Consider the following 17,315-nt stretch of genomic DNA (forward strand, 5'->3'; position numbering starts at 1 on the left):
TTAGTCAACATTTGCTAACGCGATCGCACGATCATTGCAGCCGCCTACATACAACCCTTTCCGCGATCTGTTGACCAAAACGGCGCATCTTTTTCAGGTTTCTCTTTACCATATCCCTCGACAGAATTCGTAATCAGCACTACACTAAATTTCTATCTAAGTGCATCTTTAGATACAAAAATCTTCTATCTTCAATAGCTTTGGTGAGGTTCTCCCAGTGCAGTTGCAGCAACGATCGACGGTTCAACGGGTAACGGGTGCTTTCGCATTAATGGACAGTTTGCGGCGGCATGGCGTCAAGCATATTTTTGGGTATCCTGGTGGGGCAATTCTACCGATTTACGATGAGGTGTATCGCTCAGAAGCCGCAGGATTTGTGAAGCATATCCTCGTGCGTCACGAACAGGGCGCAGCCCATGCCGCCGATGGTTATGCGCGGGCAACCGGAGAAGTGGGAGTCTGCTTTGCAACGTCTGGTCCGGGTGCAACGAATCTGGTGACAGGAATCGCCACGGCTCATATGGATTCGATCCCGATGGTGATTATTACTGGACAGGTGCCCCGCAAGGCGATCGGCAGTGACGCCTTTCAGGAAACAGATATTTACGGCATTACGTTGCCCATCGTAAAGCACTCCTATGTGGTGCGCGACGGTCGAGACATGGCAAGAATTGTCGCGGAAGCCTTTTACATTGCTAAGACCGGCAGACCAGGACCTGTCCTCATTGATATTCCCAAGGATGTTGGGGTCGAAGCGATCGATTATGTTCCCGTCGAGCCGGGATCGGTGCGGTTGCCGGGATATCGTCCGACAGTGAAGGGAAATCCGCGGCAGATCGGACAAGCTCTAAAGCTGATTCGCCAGTCGGAGCGCCCCTTGCTGTATGTGGGCGGCGGCGCGATCTCGGCGGGTGCCCATGCCGAAGTGAAGGAATTAGCCGAGCGGTTTGGGCTGCCAGTCACAACAACGCTGATGGGTATCGGCGCGTTTGATGAGCATCATCCCCTCGCGGTTGGAATGCTGGGAATGCATGGCACCGCTTACGCGAATTTTGCCGTAACAGAGTGCGATTTGTTGATTGCTGTCGGGGCGCGGTTTGACGATCGCGTGACGGGCAAACTGTCGGAGTTTGCCTCCCGTGCCAAAGTGATTCACATTGACATCGATCCGGCTGAAGTTGCCAAAGTGCGCGCTCCGGATGTGCCGATCGTAGGAGATGTTCGCCAAGTGCTCAGCGATCTGCTAGAGCGAAGCAAAGATGAAGGCGATCCGACCAATCCAGACCTGACCAAAGCATGGTTGGCGCGGATCGACACTTGGCGCACCGATTATCCCCTCGAAGCGCCGCAGTATCACGGTGTGCTATCGCCTCAAGAAGTGATTGCAGAGGTCGGGCGGCAAGCCCCTAACGCCTACTACACAACGGATGTGGGTCAGCATCAAATGTGGGCGGCTCAGTTTCTAAAAAATGGACCGCGCCGATGGATTTCGAGCGCTGGGCTGGGAACCATGGGGTTTGGTCTGCCAGCAGCAATGGGCGCAAAAGTGGCGGTTCCAGATGAAGAAGTAATTTGTATTAGTGGGGATGCGAGTTTTCAGATGAACTTGCAGGAGCTAGGAACCCTGGCGCAGCACGGCATTCATGTGAAAACCATGATTATTAACAATGGTTGGCAAGGCATGGTGCGCCAATGGCAGGAAGCGTTTTATGATGAGCGCTATTCATCCTCGAATATGCAGGTCGGAGCGCCTGATTTTGTGAAGCTCGCCGATGCCTATGGCGTCAAGGGGATGCTGGTTGAGTCGCGGGATGAGCTAAGCCACGCGATCGCACAGATGTTGGCGCATGAGGGTCCTGTGTTGATGGATGTGCGCGTTAAAAAAGATGAGAACTGCTATCCGATGGTGCCGTCGGGGGCGAGTAATGCTCAGATGATTGGGTTGCAGTCGCGTCCAAAGTTAGACCAAGCGGCGGAGCTTGTGTATTGCAGTCATTGCGGGGCGAAGAATGTTTCGACCCACAAGTTTTGTCCTGAATGCGGGACGAAAAGCTAGAGGGTGTTATGCACTTTGAAACTATGCACTTTGAAACTTGATTTCAATAAACTGTTTCACCATCAACATCACAAAGGCAAGCAGATAAAACCTAGCTAACGTCTCTGCCAACCGCTCCTAGTCTCGCGCTCATCGCCGAAATCTAGACATCCAACCAAAACTGCGTTCTACCACTTAGCGACGCGGCAACAAGACGAAGCCCTTTCTTGCTTATGGGAGTCTCACCCACAAATTGCTGCTAAATCCAAAAGTTTGCGATTGGAATTGAGGAAAGCGAACTGTGTTGCTCAGAATGATTTCGATACCGCTTCTCCCATTGATACCGCACTCAGGGCAGAACTGCGATCGATTGAGATAAATGGTAATGAAAGCCAATGCTAGCAAGGGAATCCGCTTTCAGACTTGAACCCAAAAACGGGAAGTAGACTTGCTCTCGTTAGATTTGTATCTCAATCTTTATCTCAATCCGTGCCTGAAACTGAGCAAACATGTGCGCTCAAGTTAGAGTTAGCTTCGGCGCGAAACGAGCTAAGCAAGGGCTGAAACCCGCATCAAATCGCCGAAACCGTTACTCTGATTAGAAAGCCGATGGTGGGATTTGAACCCACGACCGCTCGATTACGAATCGAGTGCTCTACCACTGAGCCACATCGGCACATATAACAATTAGTAAGTATAGCAGGCTTCAGCCAAAGGGTTATGCAAATTTCTCACACAACAAGGTTGAGTAATTCATGGCACGATCGAGCTAGTCTTACATGTTCTCGAAACCCATGACCGAACGTTCTAAACGCTTGAAAACCCAAGACCCAGAGCAATATGCCCGCCTTGTTGCAGAATCCAAAGCTCCCTATCGAGGGCTAAGAAAGTTTATTTATAGCGGAGTTGGGGCTTCGGGTGCGATCGGGGCTTTTGTCTTTCTGACGCAAATTTTGGCAGGTCGAGATGTCGCCGTTGCCCTGCCCAATCTGGCGCTACAAGTCGGGCTTGTTGCCCTCATGGTTTGGCTGTTTCGATGGGAAAATCGCACGAAACGATGAAGCGCGATCGCACTAAAACCAGGGTGCACGAAACGCCCAAGAGATTGGATAACACCAACTCAACTTGTAGATGCGACCCCGGCTGACTCCTCCCCATCGGGGCAAGAAGGTGCCATAGACGGTGGGGTTATCTGTAGCCATTGCCATTTCAATTGGTCACTAGGCTTCTTGCAAACGTGGAGTGGCAACGATGGGTAACCGATGGCGCGGATGAGCAGAGGGTTTTGGGGCAAAGTCTCCTCCGTTCTATCAGTTCCATCCGCTACCCTATCCGCTGCCAACGGATTTAGGCAAGAAGCCTTACTCTAGCCCTCTCTCAAAATAGAAGGGTTAAAGAGGGCTTCGACCCGCTTTGCGAGGAGGGCAATTCGTAAATTCATAACGCTACTCAGCAAACCGCTAAATCGGTTATCTACCCCCCACAATGTAGGGCGACGGAATTGCTTGAGCCTGACCCGCATTCACAAGCGACTGGTAGATAAAGGCAGCAACTTCCCCCCGAGTTGCTTCACGATTTGGGTTGAGTTGCCCTACTGCGGGATAGTTGACAACCACTTGTTTTTGAGTTGCAGAGGCAACGAGGCTATTGGCATAAGCAGGAATCGCCGTTGCATCTTGGTACTTCGACAAAATTGAGACATCGCCTGCACCATACTCTAGACCATTTGCCAACGCAACTAAAACCTGCACTCTGGGGATTTTCTGCTCTGGTCTAAAGGTGCCACCGGGATACCCTGACACAAAGCCACCTTTTGCTGCCGTTTGAATGGCGTCATACGCCCAGTGGCGTTGAGCCACATCTGAAAAAGTGATGCCAGGTTTTTTGGCAGGAGGGGAGAATGCCTTGAGAACGATCGCCGCAAATTGGGCACGCGTCACGGGTTCATTAGGCTTAAACGTACCGTCTGGGAAGCCCGAAATGACGTTTTTAGCTGCCAGTGCTTGAATATAAGTTTGCGCCCAGTGCCCTTGAACATCGGTAAATGCGACATTTCCACCAGCAACAAAGTCAATTTTCCCAGCAATCTTTTTCGGATCGATATTATTCCCGATCGCAACTATTGTCCCGCTTGTTGCGTTGTTCACGTCATACTTAACATTATTGCGAACAATGTTGTTTCCAACATCATCTCGTGTGCCTAAATTGGGTTGTGCGCTGCTAGTAACAACGATTCCGTTTTCTTTGTTTTCAGTAATCGTATTGTTGCGAAGAACGGGACGAGACGTATCGCTAACAAAGAGCCCAGATTGGTTTTGAGTAATTTGGTTGTTGGTTAGCGTGGGCGTTGCACTGCCTCCGATCGCAAGTCCAAATCCTGTATCAAAAAATACGCTATTTCTGATTTCACCTCGTGCTGTCTTCGCGATAGAAATTCCATTCCCCTGATTTTTGGTGAACATAGAATCAGTAATGATCGGATTTGCAGTTCCGGTAATGAAAATACCTTCTCGCAAGCTGTTGGCAAACGTGCTATTGACAATCAAAGGATTTGTATCTTCGATCCAAACACCTGTGCCACGGGATGCCGGATTGGTTACACTAATGCCGCGCAGTTCACTGCCTTGAGACGCCAAAATAGTGACGTTTTGCCCAGCAAAGGTTTTGCTAATAATGCCGCCACTGCCTCTGATAACAGTACTTTGCCCTTTACTAGCTTCGTCGCCTCGAACAATAATACCGGGCTTGAGAATCAGCGGAAACTGTTCCCCATTTTCTTGAATATAATTTCCTGGAGCCAGTTGAATCACCGAGCCTGCGGCAGCTTGTTGCAGAGCAAAGGATAGGGTGCGGTAAGGAGCCGCCTCAGTTTTGCCAGCGCTCGGCTGATCATTTCCACTGGTAGGATTGACGTAAATAACGGAGGTAGCAACGGTGGGAGATGAGGGAGTTGGAGTCGGCGGATTGATTTGCGCGAGTACGGCGCTGTGCCCGGCAAACCCAGTGAGGGCAGCCAGTCCAATGCCAGATGAGATGAGAGCCGCTCGTAAAAACGTCGGAAATTGCGAAGAGAGGTTAGTGGGGTTGCCCTGACATGCCATAACTTTTTACACGTAAACGATGATGTGGGATCAGTGAAGTCTTGCACCTGTGGAGGATGACAAACTCAAAGTGTTTTGGGTTCCCTCCTGTCGGTTAGAAATATACACAAGTTGACCGAATCTGGTGCATTTGAAGTAGGAAATCTTTAAAGTCTCCTTAGGCGGATTTACTGGGTTGTATTTACTTAGAGCGCATTCTTGCCGCTTTATCCTCTTACTTACGATCGCATCTCTGTGCCAAACTACCTGATTATTTTTACTCGCTATCCTGAGCCTGGGAAAGCAAAAACTCGTCTCATTCCTGCCTTGGGTGAGGCAGGGGCGGCCGCCTTGCATCGTCAGATGGCTGAAGATACAGTGGCTCAGGCTCAGCGGCTCCAGAAAGACCAGTCTACTCTATCTCTTGAGGTGCACTTTGCAGGGGGTGACTTGGCGCAGATGCGGCACTGGCTCGGCGAGCAGGGGCAGTATCGATCGCAAGGTTCAGGAAGTTTGGGGGATCGGCTGATCCAGGCATTTCAGGGTGCCTTTCAGCAGCAGGCGACGGCGGTTGTGGTGATTGGTACCGATTGTCCTAGCTTGCAAGCTGACTTATTATCGTTGGCATTTGAACGCTTGACAACAGCCGATCTGGTCTTGGGCGAAGCGTCGGATGGGGGATATTACCTGATTGGTTTGCGACAGCCGACTCCTGAACTGTTCCAAACTATTTCTTGGAGTACCGACGTTGTGTTTCAGCAAACGTTAGCGATCGCACGAAAGTTAAACCTGACTACAGCATTACTGCCTGTGCTAGACGATATTGATCGTCCAGAAGATTTAACAACGTTGAAGCGGTAGTGTTTACAAAATGCTTTCAAAAATCTCAAATGCTTTCAAAAATCTCAATTGTAATCCCGGTTCTCAACGAAGCCCACCATCTGTCTAAAACCTTAGCAACCCTAACTGAGGCAACCGGGGTAGACCTAATTGTGGTGGATGGGGGAAGCCAGGATGACACGATTGCGGTTGCCCAATCTGCCCATGCCAAAGTGATTTCTGCTCCGGCGGGTCGAGCCGCTCAGATGAATGCCGGAGCCGCGATCGCAACGGGAGAGATTCTCCTATTTCTCCATGCCGACACTCAGCTTCCCTTAAGCTTTGAGACCCTGATTCGAGGCACCCTTGCCCAACCGCGCACCATCGCAGGCGCGTTTGACCTGACCATAGACGCGCCTGGGTTTGGTGTGCGGCTGGTGGAATGGGGAGTCCATCTGCGATCGCGCTATCTGCAACTCCCCTACGGGGATCAGGCGATCTTTCTGCCGAAACCTGTTTTTCACGCCGTGGGTGGGTTTCCAGATTTGCCAATTATGGAAGATTTTGAGTTGGTGCAACGCCTGCATCAACACGGCAAAATCGCCATCGTTCCTGCTCCGGTGATAACGTCTGGGCGGCGCTGGCAAAGGCTGGGCGTGCTGCGAACCACCTTGGTGAATCAACTAGTGATCGGCGCTTACGTTTTAGGCATCTCGCCCGATCTCATTCGCCGGTGGTATCGCTCTGGGTTGGGGCGAGGGTGAGGGCGAATCTAACCCTCATACCAAATTGATTTTTCACCGCGACAGATCCTCGACCTCCCCCAACTATTTAGGGTGTTGATAGCGATCGCATCTACCCAAAAAACTCCCCCCAACCACTGAGGAGAGTCTTCAGTCAAAACACAGTCAATTTAGTAAGCGTCTTGCAGTTCGTAAAAGTCTTGCGAGATGTAGTCTTTTCGCAAAGGATAGCCCACCCAATCTTCCGGCATGAGTAAGCGCTTTAGATTTGGGTGTCCTTCGTAGATGATGCCGTACATATCGAAAGACTCGCGCTCTTGCCAATCTGCCGCCTTCCAAATCCAAAAAACCGACGACACTCTCGGATTGTCGCGAGGGAGAAAGACTTTCAGCCGCACCTCATCCGGGCGATCTGCGTTATCCGAGCATTTTACCAAATGGTAGAAACTGACCAACTCTTTGCCTGGGCCAGAATCGTATGCGCCTTGGCACTGGAGATAATTGAACCCATTGGCATGCAGCGCCATGCAAAACGGAACTAACAGTTCGGGTTCCACCTTGATTATCTCAACACCACTGGCGTCTCTTCCCATGAATTCATGGTCAAAGCCCTGTTCAGTCAGCCACTTAGACGACTTGCCCGCTTCCACAATCGGAGCCGCTTCAGCCGTTGGTTGCTTGGTTTCTTCTTCAGCCACGATCGCGACCCTCCTGTTCTGCTTCTTTCAGTGCCGCCGGAATCGGTAAGCCCATTGCCTCTGCAAGTTCGCGAGGCGGAGCATTGCGAGAATCTAACTGGAGATAGGCTCCATCGTGGATCGGCTTAGCCACCTTCATATTGTGGGTGGTGCTGTAGTAGCGATGGGTCTGAAGCAGCGCCCCGCGCTCTTGAATCGATTCGTTGGAAATTTTCTTCCGCAGTTTGATGATGGCATCTACGATCGCTTCTGGGCGAGGTGGGCATCCCGGCAAATACACATCAACGGGAATCAGTTTGTCTACTCCTCGCACGGCGGATGGCGAATCCACGCTAAACATGCCACCGGTGATGGTGCAAGCACCCATGGCGATCACATATTTCGGTTCGGGCATCTGTTCGTAAAGCCGCACTAATGCCGGAGCCATTTTCATCGTGATCGTGCCGGCTGTAATGATCAAGTCAGCTTGGCGGGGGCTAGACCGGGGAACCAGCCCAAAGCGATCGAAGTCGAAGCGCGAGCCGATCAACGCCGCAAACTCGATAAAGCAGCAAGCCGTCCCAAACAGAAGCGGCCAAAGACTCGATAATCTTGACCAGTTATACAAGTCGTCTACGGTGGTGAGAATGACGTTTTCAGACAGTTCTTGGGTCACCGAAGGACGCTCGATGGGGTTGACGAGCGACTCTGTATTAGTAGCCGCCGTTTGAGGATTCATGACCATTCCAACGCTCCTTTACGCCAAGCGTAGACGAGACCAACAACGAGAATCGCAATAAAGATCAGGGCTTCGATAAACGCGAGTAAGCCTAAGCGACTAAACGCGACAGCCCAAGGATACAGAAAGACGGTTTCAACATCGAAGATTACAAAGATCAGAGCAAACATGTAATAGCGAATGTTGAACTGAATCCATGCCCCTCCGATTGGCTCCATGCCAGATTCGTAAGTGGTGCGCCGTTCGGGTCCGCGCCGACTAGGGCGAACTACTTTTGATGCCACCAGTGCCAAGATCGGCACCAAGCTGCACACTAGTAGAAAGCCTAAGAGATATTCGTAGCCGCTTAAAACAAACACCGTAAATTGCTGCCTCTATTTGAGATAGGGGTTGAAGATCGTTTGTTAACGATGCTTCACGCTCTATTATAGGGCGATGCCTTCGGCTCTGATGTTGGAAAACCCTGATATTTCCTTAAAATCGCGCTACTTCTTTCAGATGATAGAGATTGAGTTGGCTTGATAGTAAGGCGTGGGCGGTGGGAGAATTTACTGCGATCGCGCGACTAAACAAACGATCGCGTTGACCAAAGCGTAAGAGTCAAAGGGTTTAGATAGGTAATGCTGAAATCCGGCGAAGTCTGGATTGTCTTGCAGGGTGCTTAAAGTTTCGCCTGTTAGTGCGATCGCAGGCGTGTGGCTCTGCCGCTCTGCATCTTGATGCTGCAAATGCCGAAGCACATCGATGCCTGTGCCATCAGGGAGGCGGATATTACTGAGCAAAACATGAGGCTGAAAGCCACGGTCTAAAATTTGCAGTCCTTCTCTGACCGAGCCAGCCGTGACTACTGTTGCCCCCTGATGTTCTAGTAAAACAGTGAGGGCTATGCGAGTAATCGCTTCATCTTCAACAACGAGTACTTGAACGTGAGTCAGGGTGGGGGGTTGATCGGGCAAGTTAATGAACTACGCTAGACGATTTTTAAGGTCTCAGGGCAATCAGAGGATGCCTTCCGAAACGGATTGTAGACAGACGCCGACTCGCTAGTTTTATTCTTCTAAAATATTCTATAGGATAGATTGCCTTTCTCCTTATAAAAAGATCCAACCTCAAGAGATCCAATCTAAAGGATGAGCGCTCTATTCTAGGATAGGTAGAAAATTGCTCATGAGACATAGGTATGGCAAGTGTCCAGTTAGACGGCATCTCACGGCGATTTGGCAAATCTGCGGCAACAGCAAAGCGAGCGTTTGATGGCATCGAGAATATTTCGTTTACCGTTCCAGACGGGCAGTTTTGGGTCTTAGTCGGTCCTTCTGGATGTGGTAAATCTACAATTTTGAGAACGATCGCCGGGCTGGAAACGGCGACCTCTGGCAATCTTTATATTGGGAAAACGCTAGTCAACCAAGTGCCTGCCCGTCAGCGCGATGTCGCGATGGTGTTTCAAAATTATGCGCTGTATCCTCACATGAGCGTGGCGGAGAATATTGCCTTTGGGCTAACCATGCGGCAAGTGGATGCGAAAACGATTCAAGAGCGAGTCGAAACGGTTGCACACATGCTTGATATTGCTCATTTAGTTGATCGCAAACCCAGGCAGCTATCGGGGGGGCAGCAGCAGCGGGTTGCGTTGGGGCGCGCGATCGCACGTCAGCCGCAAGTGTTTCTCCTTGATGAACCCCTGTCTAATTTAGATGCTCAACTCCGAGACGGTACGCGGGCTGAGTTGAAGCTACTGCATCAGCGGGTGGGCATTACCACGATTTATGTGACCCACGATCAGGTTGAGGCGATGACGCTGGCAGACCAAATTGTGGTGATCGATCGCGGTACGATTCAGCAGATTGGCGCTCCGCAGACCATCTACGATCGTCCGGTCAATCGGATGGTAGCGACCTTTCTAGGGAATCCGCCGATGAATGTTTTACCGGTTACGTTCACGGGGGCAGGGTTTCAACTGGGTGAACAAAGCATTCCCCTGCCGCCCAGGTTAAAGCCGCAGTATGCGCCTGGGGCACGCTTTGATTTGGGCATCCGACCGGAGTCTATCCAAGTCAGCCGCGAGGCGGGGCAACTAAGAGCCGAAGTGAGGGTTGTTGAACCGTTGGGGCGAGAAGTTTTAGTGCGTGTGGTGCTGCCCGGTGAGCCTCAAGGATTTCAACCGAGTTTGAATGTGCAAATTCGCCCCCAGTTAAACTTGCAGGTGCGCGATCAAATTTTTCTCACGTTAGATCTAGAGCAGATGTTTTTGTTTGATCCAGCTACAGGAACGCGAATCTATCCAATTTTGTGATGAATCGCTGTCATGCCTACCGCGATCGTATCCACTCCCATTCATTCTGCAATCCTTCAAGCAGCTTGATTTGCGGCTGATAGCCAAGTTTGTCTTGCGCTTTAGAAATGTCTGCCGATGTGTGACGGGCATCCCCGATCGCGCGTTCAATATGGCGGCGTTGGATGGGTTGATCCACGATCTGTGCCATCGTATCGATCACTTCGGCGAGCACCACGCGGCTTCCGCCTCCGATGTTAACAATGGCTCCCACCGCTTCGGGGCGAGTGGCGGCGGCTAGATTAGCTGCGATCGCATCACTGACATAGGTAAAGTCTCGCGTTTGTTGCCCATCTCCGTAAATCGTGATTGGCTGATTGTCTAAAACTGCCCTAAAGAACTTGTGAAACCCCATATCTGGGCGCTGGCGCGGACCATAAACGGTAAAGTAGCGCAACGAACACACCGGAACTTCAAAATTTTGGTGATACAACCCGCAAAGTTGTTCTGCCGCCAATTTCGTGATGCCGTAAGGCGAAACGGGGCGAGGGCATAGCGTTTCCGAGGTTGGCATCGCTTCAGCATTGCCATACACTGACGAACTCGATGCAAACACAAAGCGCTGAAGCCGCTTCGAGTCTTTCGCCGCTTCTAACAGAATTTGTGTTGCATTCACATTCTGCTCGGTATAGGTGCGAAAGCCTGCCCCCCAACTCGATCGCACCCCCGCTTGCGCTGCCTGATGATAGAGCACGTCTGCCTCTGCCAGCAGCGCTGACCAATCGAGAGTTTGAATATCTGCCTCGATTAACTCAAAGTTGGCATGCTGAACCGCATCTGCAATATTTTGTCGCTTTAAAGCTGGATCGTAGTAATCGTTAAACTGGTCAATCCCGATGACAGACTCACCTCGATGCAAAAGAGCCTCGACGAGATGAGACCCAATAAACCCCGCAGCACCAGTCACAACGCTTGTTGGCATATAGGTAACAAAAGCTCTAACGACGCTGACGATCTTACCTGATTGCGGTTCTTTGTTGTTATGATTTTTAGATTTCTAACGGCTAAAACAGTTAATTATTAGCTTGAACTATTAGCTTGAACGTCTGATTTAAACTGCTTTTGATTGGCGAATTTTATCATATAGACTGCCAATTTTTTTCTGGGTGAATTGGATGATTTTATCTGCGATCGCACGCAGTTTGCCAGAAGAACTAGATGCCAATTTAGCTGGCTTAAAGATTTTGGGTCTCTCATCGGGATGCATCAAGTAGCGATAGTGTAGAAACAGGTTTTTATACGGAATATCTACAGCCATTCCTTCACACAATTGATTAAACTGAGACGATGCAATACTCATGTAATGAATATAGGTTAGTTGCCGTCCTTTATCGTATAAAAGATGATTAATTTCATCGAATGACGAAGACCAATGCGAGCCGGTTCCTCCTCCATGAAATGCAAAATTATAGTAAGAAATCTCGCTTCGTAAAACCATATAGTTTAGTAGCGATTGATCAGGACCCCAGAGCGCCATTAAATCTGCTTCGCCTGCCTGAAGATAGCTTAATAAACGAGCGAGAGTTTCAGCATTAAATACGTTTTTTCTAGAAGCAAACCAACCTGCACAAAAGAGATGAGATTTAAGCTTTTCAGAGGAGAAAACGTGGGCTAAATTTTCTTGAGATGCATCAAAAATATACTTTATATCAGAGCAATATTGATAATCGTGAGTAACCCAACTATAGCGATCTAGCAGTTGATAAACTGGCTCTGCTGAACCCATTGCCAGAGTATCAGCGTCAAAATAAATAAATTTATCAAATAAACCATCAAAACAGCACAACTTGCGGTGCATCGCGAGGCGATAAACTTCTGGTAACTCGCGATCGCGCCAAGTTTTCTGTGCTCGATGGTGAACTTTCCAGGCTTGTGTTGCAAACGCTTCCCATCGTTTAATTGAGTCTTGGTTCTCAAACAATGTAGCTTGCGGACGCCGAGCAATTTCCGCTTTCACTTGGTCTAGGCGATCATCGTAAGGAATGATACAAACTGGCATTTCTTTGCCAATGTTTACCTCAATGCTATTCAACAACGCAACAAGTTGATGATAGACATAATCATTTGCCAGAATATAGATTCCATTCATTATTTTGCTCCTGCAAAAGGAACCAAACGAGATAAACTACGCCAAAAATTCTTCGGTTCGTGCAAATAGCGATAGTGTTGCCATATATCCCAGTAAGGTGCGCCAGAATGCATAGAGATGCCTGCCCAATGAATATATTGCAACGGTTGATCTTTGTCGTATAAGACATAGTTTCGGTTCTCAAAGTGTTTAGAACCTGCCCAGCTTCCAGGCACGTTTGCTGATGCTTTAACCAGATTTTCTCGCTTAGAAAAACACTTTAGAATGAGGTAATTGAGAACAGGCTGATCCGTTACGCCTTGAGTAAAGTCAAAATATTCTCGATGCTGAGAACACTCTTTTAATACATCATAAAGCTGCTCCTCAGTAATAATTCCTTTCTTCGATCCCCAAAACCCGCTATTAAAAACGTCCTGTAATTGTTCGTCGGTGAAGATATTTTTTTCTCGAATTACGGGCGAGAAGATATTTCGTAATCCTTCGCTAGCAAAGTGATAATCGCTGCAAAAAAAATCTATTTCGGAGAGCCGATCGAGCCTATCTGAAATCTTTTCAAAGACTACAATATCAGTATCAATATAAAGAAATTCATCTAATACACCAAACCAAACCGCTAACTTTCTCATCTTGTTTGGTAGAGCAAGGAAGTTACGATCGAAGATATTGCCCACTTGACTTGTTACCCGTTCTAGCAACTCCAAGTCAGGAAAAAGCTGAACGTTGTGCAGTTTGCTCAGCGTTGCGAGAACCATTTGGTACTCATTATTAAATGGAATTAGATAGATCGGAATCTCGCGATCGCGCAATCGAATGCTGTTGAGCAGTGCGATCGCATTATCCATTACTTTGTCATTGGCAACAATATAAATACCTTTCATTTTGATTGACCCAATTTCAATTTTTTTAGAACTTTTTTGACAAAACCAGGCGAATAAGATTTGCCATCTGGGGAGGGCGGCTCCATAAAAACAGGGCACTTTTGAGGTTGGTGCAAAAAGCGGTAATAAAGGAATAAATTGCGATAGGGAAAACTCACATTTTCACCCAGGCAAACCTGCTCCATTAACTGAGGCTTGACACCAATGTAGTGAAGATAGGTAAGGCGAGTGCCGCGATCGTAGAGAATGTGATTTCGCTCTTCAAAATGTTTTGAGGTGACCGAACATCCTGTCGATTCTTCAGAGGGTAAATACGACCCCAAATTGCAACTTTTTAAGCCAGAACGCATCACCATGTAATTTAAAACAGGTTGCTCTCCGGCTCCTTCATACAAAATATTGATGTCGCCAGCGCGCAATTGAGCAATTAATGTTTCGCGTTGCTCAGCCCCAAATAATCCTCGTTTTGCTGCAAAAAATCCAGAACAAAAGACTTCGCTTCTGATTCGTTCGTCGGAAAAAACGTCGTAGAGGCTTGAAGAATTAACGTTATAAATTTTGCTCGGATCGAGAAATTGATAGTCATAAACGACCCAATCAAATTTGTCTAACATTTGAAATACTCGATCGAGCGGACTCATTGCCAATGTATCCGCATCCATATAGACAAATCGATCAAACGGCCCATCAAACGCACAAAACCGGCGATGTGCTCCATACAGCCGATTTTTTTGGTTCAGTCGCTCTGGAGCAATGCGCTGCATGAAACTATCCCAACGCTGAATCGAATCTTGATCATCGTAAAGGGTAACGCTTGGGCGATCGCGAATGGCAAGGCGAATGCGATCGCACTGATCATCAAACGGGTAAATGCAAACCGGCATAGTTTTGCCCATGACCGATTCAATGCTGTTAAGCAGGGCAATCAGTTGGTCGTAAACGCGATCGTTGGCTAGTGTGCAAATTCCATTCATAGTAGTTTATCTATAGAAATAGCAATGTCTTTTAATCGAATTGAGTTACGTATTCAGAAAGCCAATTGACAAGGTTCAGTTTATGCAAAATAATTTGACGAGCCTCTGCGATCGCAGCTTTTGCCTCATGCCACGCATCCCGCGTTGCTATTACATCTTGAATATATTTCAGCCCTTTTTCATCGAGGCTGGGCAGCCGTAAAAAACTGCCCGGAGGCAACAGTTTATCTGCCGCCGCGCCGCCGTAATAAATCGGCAAGCACCACGACAGCAGCGCATCCCAAAGCTTTTCAGTGGCGTACCAATCGTTCTCAGCATAGTTTTCGATCGCCAAGTTGTAATAGTATGGAGCCATGCCATACCACTTACCATTCACGCGACCTCTAGCGTTTGACCAGGGGGGCAAATCTCGCCCATATAAATCGAAGTCCACCCGATGATCTTGCAGCAGTTTTAGAAACGCTAGCCGCTTGCGATGATTTTCGGTGCGGCTAATGCCAGAGGTGATCCAGCTACAGGTTTCAACCTTTTCGGGCGGCGGCATCTCGTCGAGCTCGCGGAACGAATTTCCTAAGTACCAGATTGCGGGCATGTAATTGGGCATTGGCGCAACGTCATCGGGACCTGAAACGTAGGCACAGTGCTGGCTGGCGCTGGCATAGTTGGCTTTTGTAATGTCTAGAATTTCTGGAAGCGGCGGTTCTCGCAGTAAGTAGATGGCGCGATCGCGATCAACTCCGCGAAATTGTTCTCGAACATCAGGCGGTGATACAGATTTACGAAGAAGGTTTCGCAACGACTTTTTGGAGGGAGACGGGCGCGGAAAATCAAACTGATAGAGCAGCAAAAAATCCGGGTTGGCTGCCGAAGCTTCGATTTGAATATTCTGCCACCGCCCAAACGGGTAGGGCGACTGCTGCCATAGCCAATCGATCGGGCTTGGGTTAAGACCGACGTAACTGCTGAGCATTCCGATCGTTTTCTGAGTCATAGCGAGAGGGGGAGTTCTAAAGACCGACGGGGTGTTCTTGGTGAGAAAATTGCATGGAATAAAGCTGAGCGTAGAGTCCACCTTTGTTGAGGAGTTCGATGTGGGTGCCGATCTCGACGACGTGCCCTTGGTCGAGAACCGCGATTTGGTGGGCGTTTTGCACAGTAGACAACCGGTGAGCAATCACAAGCGTTGTGCGATCGCGGCTCAATTCGTCGATGGCTTGCTGCACCAATCGCTCGGACACGCTATCGAGCGCACTCGTGGCTTCATCGAGAATCAGAATTTCTGGATCACGCAATAAGGCACGGGCGATCGCTAATCGCTGTCGTTGACCCCCCGAAAGCATGACGCCGCGATCGCCGATCATCGTCTCAAACCCGTGCGGCAAATTGACAATAAATTCGTAAGCGTTGGCGCGTTTTGCCGCTTCGACAATCTGATCGTCAGTGGCACGATTGCAAGCATAGGCAATGTTATTGCGAACCGAATCGTTGAATAAAAAGGTGTCTTGGCTAACGATGCCCATCGCCCGGCGGAGGGAGGGAGGATCAAAGTCGCGCACGTCGCGATCGTCAATCAAAATCTGCCCCTCGGTTGGATCGTAAAATCGGGGCAACAAATCTGCCATCGTTGATTTGCCCGCCCCCGAAGACCCGACTAACGCTAATGTTGTCCCTTTTGGCAGCGACAAGTTAACGCCATCTAAAACTTGCCGATCGTGCCCAGGATAGGAGAATGATAAATTTTGAAATTGAATGCCGTTTTCTAAACCAACATAAGGGCGATTACCTTGGGACATAAATGGTTTGTTGTCGCGCCGCAAAAATTCATTGACAACAGCAACGCTAGGAGCCATGTTTGCAAACGCACCGCGAGCGCCGTTGAGTTGTCCGACGAAGGGCAACAGGCGAAATAAAACCAGTAAATAGGTGAGTAAAACGGTGGAGAGGGATTCGAGTTCGGATGCGAAAAAGACCCGACCGAGAACGACGATCGTTAGTACCGTCAAGATTCCTGCCATCTCGTTGATGGGTCCTATCAACGCTGCATTAGCTTGAGATTGAAAATCGGCTTGCTCTCGTGCGTCAATCAGGGCTTCGAGTTTGCGATATTCTTGTGGCTCGTTGCCCGTTGCCTTCACGAGCCGCATTCCAGACAGCATTTCTAAGATAGCTACAGAATAATCGCGGGACTGATCCGAAAGTTTCTGCCCAAATTTCTTGGCTCGTTTGACAAAATAGCCATTCGCGATCGAGACTAATAGCAGCATTACGGTGGATGCTAGAGTGAGTTGCCAAGAGATTGCTAGCAACAACACTACAAAAACTAAAACCGTGATCACAACGGTGATCATCTGAATGGCAATCCGAATGGCGGCAGCGGTTGAGCCGACTTCTCCACCCAGACGATTGATCAAATCTCCAATTTTTGTTTTGGCGTAAAAGTCTAAATCTACGTCAAGCAAGAGTTTTAGCCCATCTTTGCGGATTTCGTTGACCAGCGATCGCGACAAATGGCTCGACGATAGCATGCTGATGTAGCTGGTGATATTTTTAAGCAAAATTGCCAGCAGCACAATGCCCATCATGATCAGCAACTGCCGATCTCCTGCCTGACCATCTACGCTAGAAAAGGCTTTTTGTAAGATCGGAGGAATGCCTTTTAGGGTTACATCCTGTCCTAGAAATCCAAGCACGACGGGCACAATCAGCATGGTACTGACGCCGTTAAACAAGGCTCCGGAAAAGCCCAGCACCACTGTTGCAACGATCCATTTGGGATAGCGCAAGGCAAATTGAAGAAGGAGCTTGTTAGGCGACATGGATCACTCTGGGCAAACGACAATCTGGCAACCACGATCTAGCAAACACGATTTGGCAACACGATCTGGTGAACAACAATCTGGCAAACACGATCTGAGCAAATCATCAAGACAAGATGAAGAACTGTTT

At 48.9% G+C, this 17,315-nt stretch carries 16 protein-coding genes and 1 tRNA gene; 5 read left to right on the forward strand and 12 right to left on the reverse strand.

The window, feature by feature from the left end; translation table 11 throughout:
• The first annotated feature begins 217 nt into the window (after positions 1 to 217).
• Positions 218 to 2,056: a biosynthetic-type acetolactate synthase large subunit gene (ilvB, locus tag GS601_RS07875; RefSeq protein WP_162422714.1), complete on the forward strand. Its 1,839-nt coding sequence runs from the start codon at positions 218 to 220 to the stop codon at positions 2,054 to 2,056.
• Between the two features lie 583 nt (positions 2,057 to 2,639).
• On the opposite strand, the gene GS601_RS07880 is transcribed toward ilvB, so the two are convergent.
• Positions 2,640 to 2,711 (reverse strand) — tRNA-Thr (locus GS601_RS07880).
• Positions 2,712 to 2,829: 118 nt separating this feature from the next.
• Between GS601_RS07880 and GS601_RS07885 the strand changes: the two genes are divergently transcribed.
• The gene (locus GS601_RS07885; RefSeq protein WP_162422715.1) at positions 2,830 to 3,096 is read left to right on the forward strand and encodes a DUF3493 domain-containing protein; all 267 of its coding nucleotides are present in this window, start codon (positions 2,830 to 2,832) and stop codon (positions 3,094 to 3,096) included.
• A 408-nt stretch (positions 3,097 to 3,504) separates the two neighbouring features.
• On the opposite strand, the gene GS601_RS07890 is transcribed toward GS601_RS07885, so the two are convergent.
• The gene (locus GS601_RS07890) at positions 3,505 to 5,136 is read right to left on the reverse strand and encodes a DUF1565 domain-containing protein (RefSeq protein ID WP_162422716.1); all 1,632 of its coding nucleotides are present in this window, start codon (positions 5,134 to 5,136) and stop codon (positions 3,505 to 3,507) included.
• 198 nt (positions 5,137 to 5,334) lie between these two features.
• Here GS601_RS07890 and GS601_RS07895 point away from each other — a divergent pair, with 198 nt between their 5' ends.
• Both GS601_RS07895 and GS601_RS07900 read left to right on the forward strand, forming a co-directional pair.
• Positions 5,335 to 5,976 carry a TIGR04282 family arsenosugar biosynthesis glycosyltransferase gene (locus GS601_RS07895; RefSeq protein ID WP_202924947.1) on the forward strand — a complete coding sequence of 214 codons (642 nt, stop codon included), beginning with the start codon at positions 5,335 to 5,337 and terminating at the stop codon, positions 5,974 to 5,976.
• Positions 5,977 to 6,005: 29 nt separating this feature from the next.
• Entirely contained in the window at positions 6,006 to 6,698 is a 693-nt protein-coding gene (locus GS601_RS07900) for a TIGR04283 family arsenosugar biosynthesis glycosyltransferase (RefSeq protein ID WP_162422717.1), read from the forward strand.
• Between the two features lie 149 nt (positions 6,699 to 6,847).
• Here GS601_RS07900 and GS601_RS07905 read toward each other — a convergent pair whose 3' ends face one another.
• From GS601_RS07905 to GS601_RS07920, 4 genes are all read right to left on the reverse strand, one after another.
• Complete coding sequence (locus GS601_RS07905) at positions 6,848 to 7,375, reverse strand: NAD(P)H-quinone oxidoreductase subunit J (protein ID WP_162422718.1); 528 nt, start codon at positions 7,373 to 7,375, stop codon at positions 6,848 to 6,850.
• A complete protein-coding gene (gene ndhK, locus GS601_RS07910; RefSeq protein WP_162422719.1) occupies positions 7,368 to 8,099 on the reverse strand; it encodes a photosynthetic/respiratory NAD(P)H-quinone oxidoreductase subunit K in 732 nt (243 codons plus the stop codon). The genes GS601_RS07905 and ndhK overlap by 8 nt, the downstream gene beginning before the upstream one ends.
• Positions 8,090 to 8,452: a photosynthetic/respiratory NAD(P)H-quinone oxidoreductase subunit C gene (gene ndhC, locus GS601_RS07915; RefSeq protein ID WP_162422720.1), complete on the reverse strand. Its 363-nt coding sequence runs from the start codon at positions 8,450 to 8,452 to the stop codon at positions 8,090 to 8,092. Before ndhC ends, ndhK begins: the two co-directional genes overlap by 10 nt.
• Positions 8,453 to 8,641: 189 nt before the next feature.
• Entirely contained in the window at positions 8,642 to 9,049 is a 408-nt protein-coding gene (locus tag GS601_RS07920; RefSeq protein WP_162422721.1) for a response regulator, read from the reverse strand.
• A 224-nt stretch (positions 9,050 to 9,273) separates the two neighbouring features.
• Here GS601_RS07920 and GS601_RS07925 point away from each other — a divergent pair, with 224 nt between their 5' ends.
• Entirely contained in the window at positions 9,274 to 10,389 is a 1,116-nt protein-coding gene (locus tag GS601_RS07925; protein ID WP_162422722.1) for an ABC transporter ATP-binding protein, read from the forward strand.
• Positions 10,390 to 10,405: 16 nt separating this feature from the next.
• Here the strand turns inward: GS601_RS07925 and GS601_RS07930 are convergent, their stop codons facing one another.
• The 6 genes from GS601_RS07930 to GS601_RS07955 all read right to left on the reverse strand — a co-directional run bounded on the left by GS601_RS07930 (position 10,406) and on the right by GS601_RS07955 (position 17,185).
• On the reverse strand, positions 10,406 to 11,350 hold the full coding sequence (locus GS601_RS07930) for an NAD-dependent epimerase/dehydratase family protein (RefSeq protein WP_162422723.1): 945 nt from the start codon (positions 11,348 to 11,350) through the stop codon (positions 10,406 to 10,408).
• A 129-nt stretch (positions 11,351 to 11,479) separates the two neighbouring features.
• The gene (locus GS601_RS07935) at positions 11,480 to 12,517 is read right to left on the reverse strand and encodes an Npun_R2821/Npun_R2822 family protein (RefSeq protein WP_202924948.1); all 1,038 of its coding nucleotides are present in this window, start codon (positions 12,515 to 12,517) and stop codon (positions 11,480 to 11,482) included.
• Positions 12,517 to 13,395 carry an Npun_R2821/Npun_R2822 family protein gene (locus GS601_RS07940; protein WP_162422724.1) on the reverse strand — a complete coding sequence of 293 codons (879 nt, stop codon included), beginning with the start codon at positions 13,393 to 13,395 and terminating at the stop codon, positions 12,517 to 12,519. Before GS601_RS07940 ends, GS601_RS07935 begins: the two co-directional genes overlap by 1 nt.
• Positions 13,392 to 14,369, reverse strand: a complete 978-nt coding sequence (locus GS601_RS07945) for an Npun_R2821/Npun_R2822 family protein (protein ID WP_162422725.1) — start codon at positions 14,367 to 14,369, stop codon at positions 13,392 to 13,394. Before GS601_RS07945 ends, GS601_RS07940 begins: the two co-directional genes overlap by 4 nt.
• A gap of 31 nt (positions 14,370 to 14,400) precedes the next feature.
• Positions 14,401 to 15,360: a glycosyltransferase family 10 domain-containing protein gene (locus tag GS601_RS07950; RefSeq protein WP_162422726.1), complete on the reverse strand. Its 960-nt coding sequence runs from the start codon at positions 15,358 to 15,360 to the stop codon at positions 14,401 to 14,403.
• Between the two features lie 16 nt (positions 15,361 to 15,376).
• The gene (locus GS601_RS07955; protein WP_162422727.1) at positions 15,377 to 17,185 is read right to left on the reverse strand and encodes an ABC transporter ATP-binding protein; all 1,809 of its coding nucleotides are present in this window, start codon (positions 17,183 to 17,185) and stop codon (positions 15,377 to 15,379) included.
• Positions 17,186 to 17,315 lie beyond the last annotated feature (130 nt).

Source organism: Myxacorys almedinensis A, from assembly GCF_010091945.1.
Taxonomy (GTDB): Bacteria; Cyanobacteriota; Cyanobacteriia; order Leptolyngbyales; family Leptolyngbyaceae; genus Myxacorys; species Myxacorys almedinensis.

Excerpts from the sequence above, each read along its gene's own strand:
- GS601_RS07885 (WP_162422715.1), top strand. The coding sequence starts at position 2,830 with ATGACCGAACGTTCTAAACGCTTGAAAACCCAAGACCCAGAGCAATAT.
- GS601_RS07890 (WP_162422716.1), bottom strand. The coding sequence starts at position 5,136 with ATGGCATGTCAGGGCAACCCCACTAACCTCTCTTCGCAATTTCCGACG.
- GS601_RS07900 (WP_162422717.1), top strand. The coding sequence starts at position 6,006 with ATGCTTTCAAAAATCTCAATTGTAATCCCGGTTCTCAACGAAGCCCAC.
- ndhK (WP_162422719.1), bottom strand. The coding sequence starts at position 8,099 with ATGGTCATGAATCCTCAAACGGCGGCTACTAATACAGAGTCGCTCGTC.
- GS601_RS07925 (WP_162422722.1), top strand. The coding sequence starts at position 9,274 with ATGGCAAGTGTCCAGTTAGACGGCATCTCACGGCGATTTGGCAAATCT.
- GS601_RS07930 (WP_162422723.1), bottom strand. The coding sequence starts at position 11,350 with ATGCCAACAAGCGTTGTGACTGGTGCTGCGGGGTTTATTGGGTCTCAT.
- GS601_RS07935 (WP_202924948.1), bottom strand. The coding sequence starts at position 12,517 with ATGAATGGAATCTATATTCTGGCAAATGATTATGTCTATCATCAACTT.
- GS601_RS07940 (WP_162422724.1), bottom strand. The coding sequence starts at position 13,395 with ATGAAAGGTATTTATATTGTTGCCAATGACAAAGTAATGGATAATGCG.
- GS601_RS07945 (WP_162422725.1), bottom strand. The coding sequence starts at position 14,369 with ATGAATGGAATTTGCACACTAGCCAACGATCGCGTTTACGACCAACTG.
- GS601_RS07950 (WP_162422726.1), bottom strand. The coding sequence starts at position 15,360 with ATGACTCAGAAAACGATCGGAATGCTCAGCAGTTACGTCGGTCTTAAC.
- GS601_RS07955 (WP_162422727.1), bottom strand. The coding sequence starts at position 17,185 with ATGTCGCCTAACAAGCTCCTTCTTCAATTTGCCTTGCGCTATCCCAAA.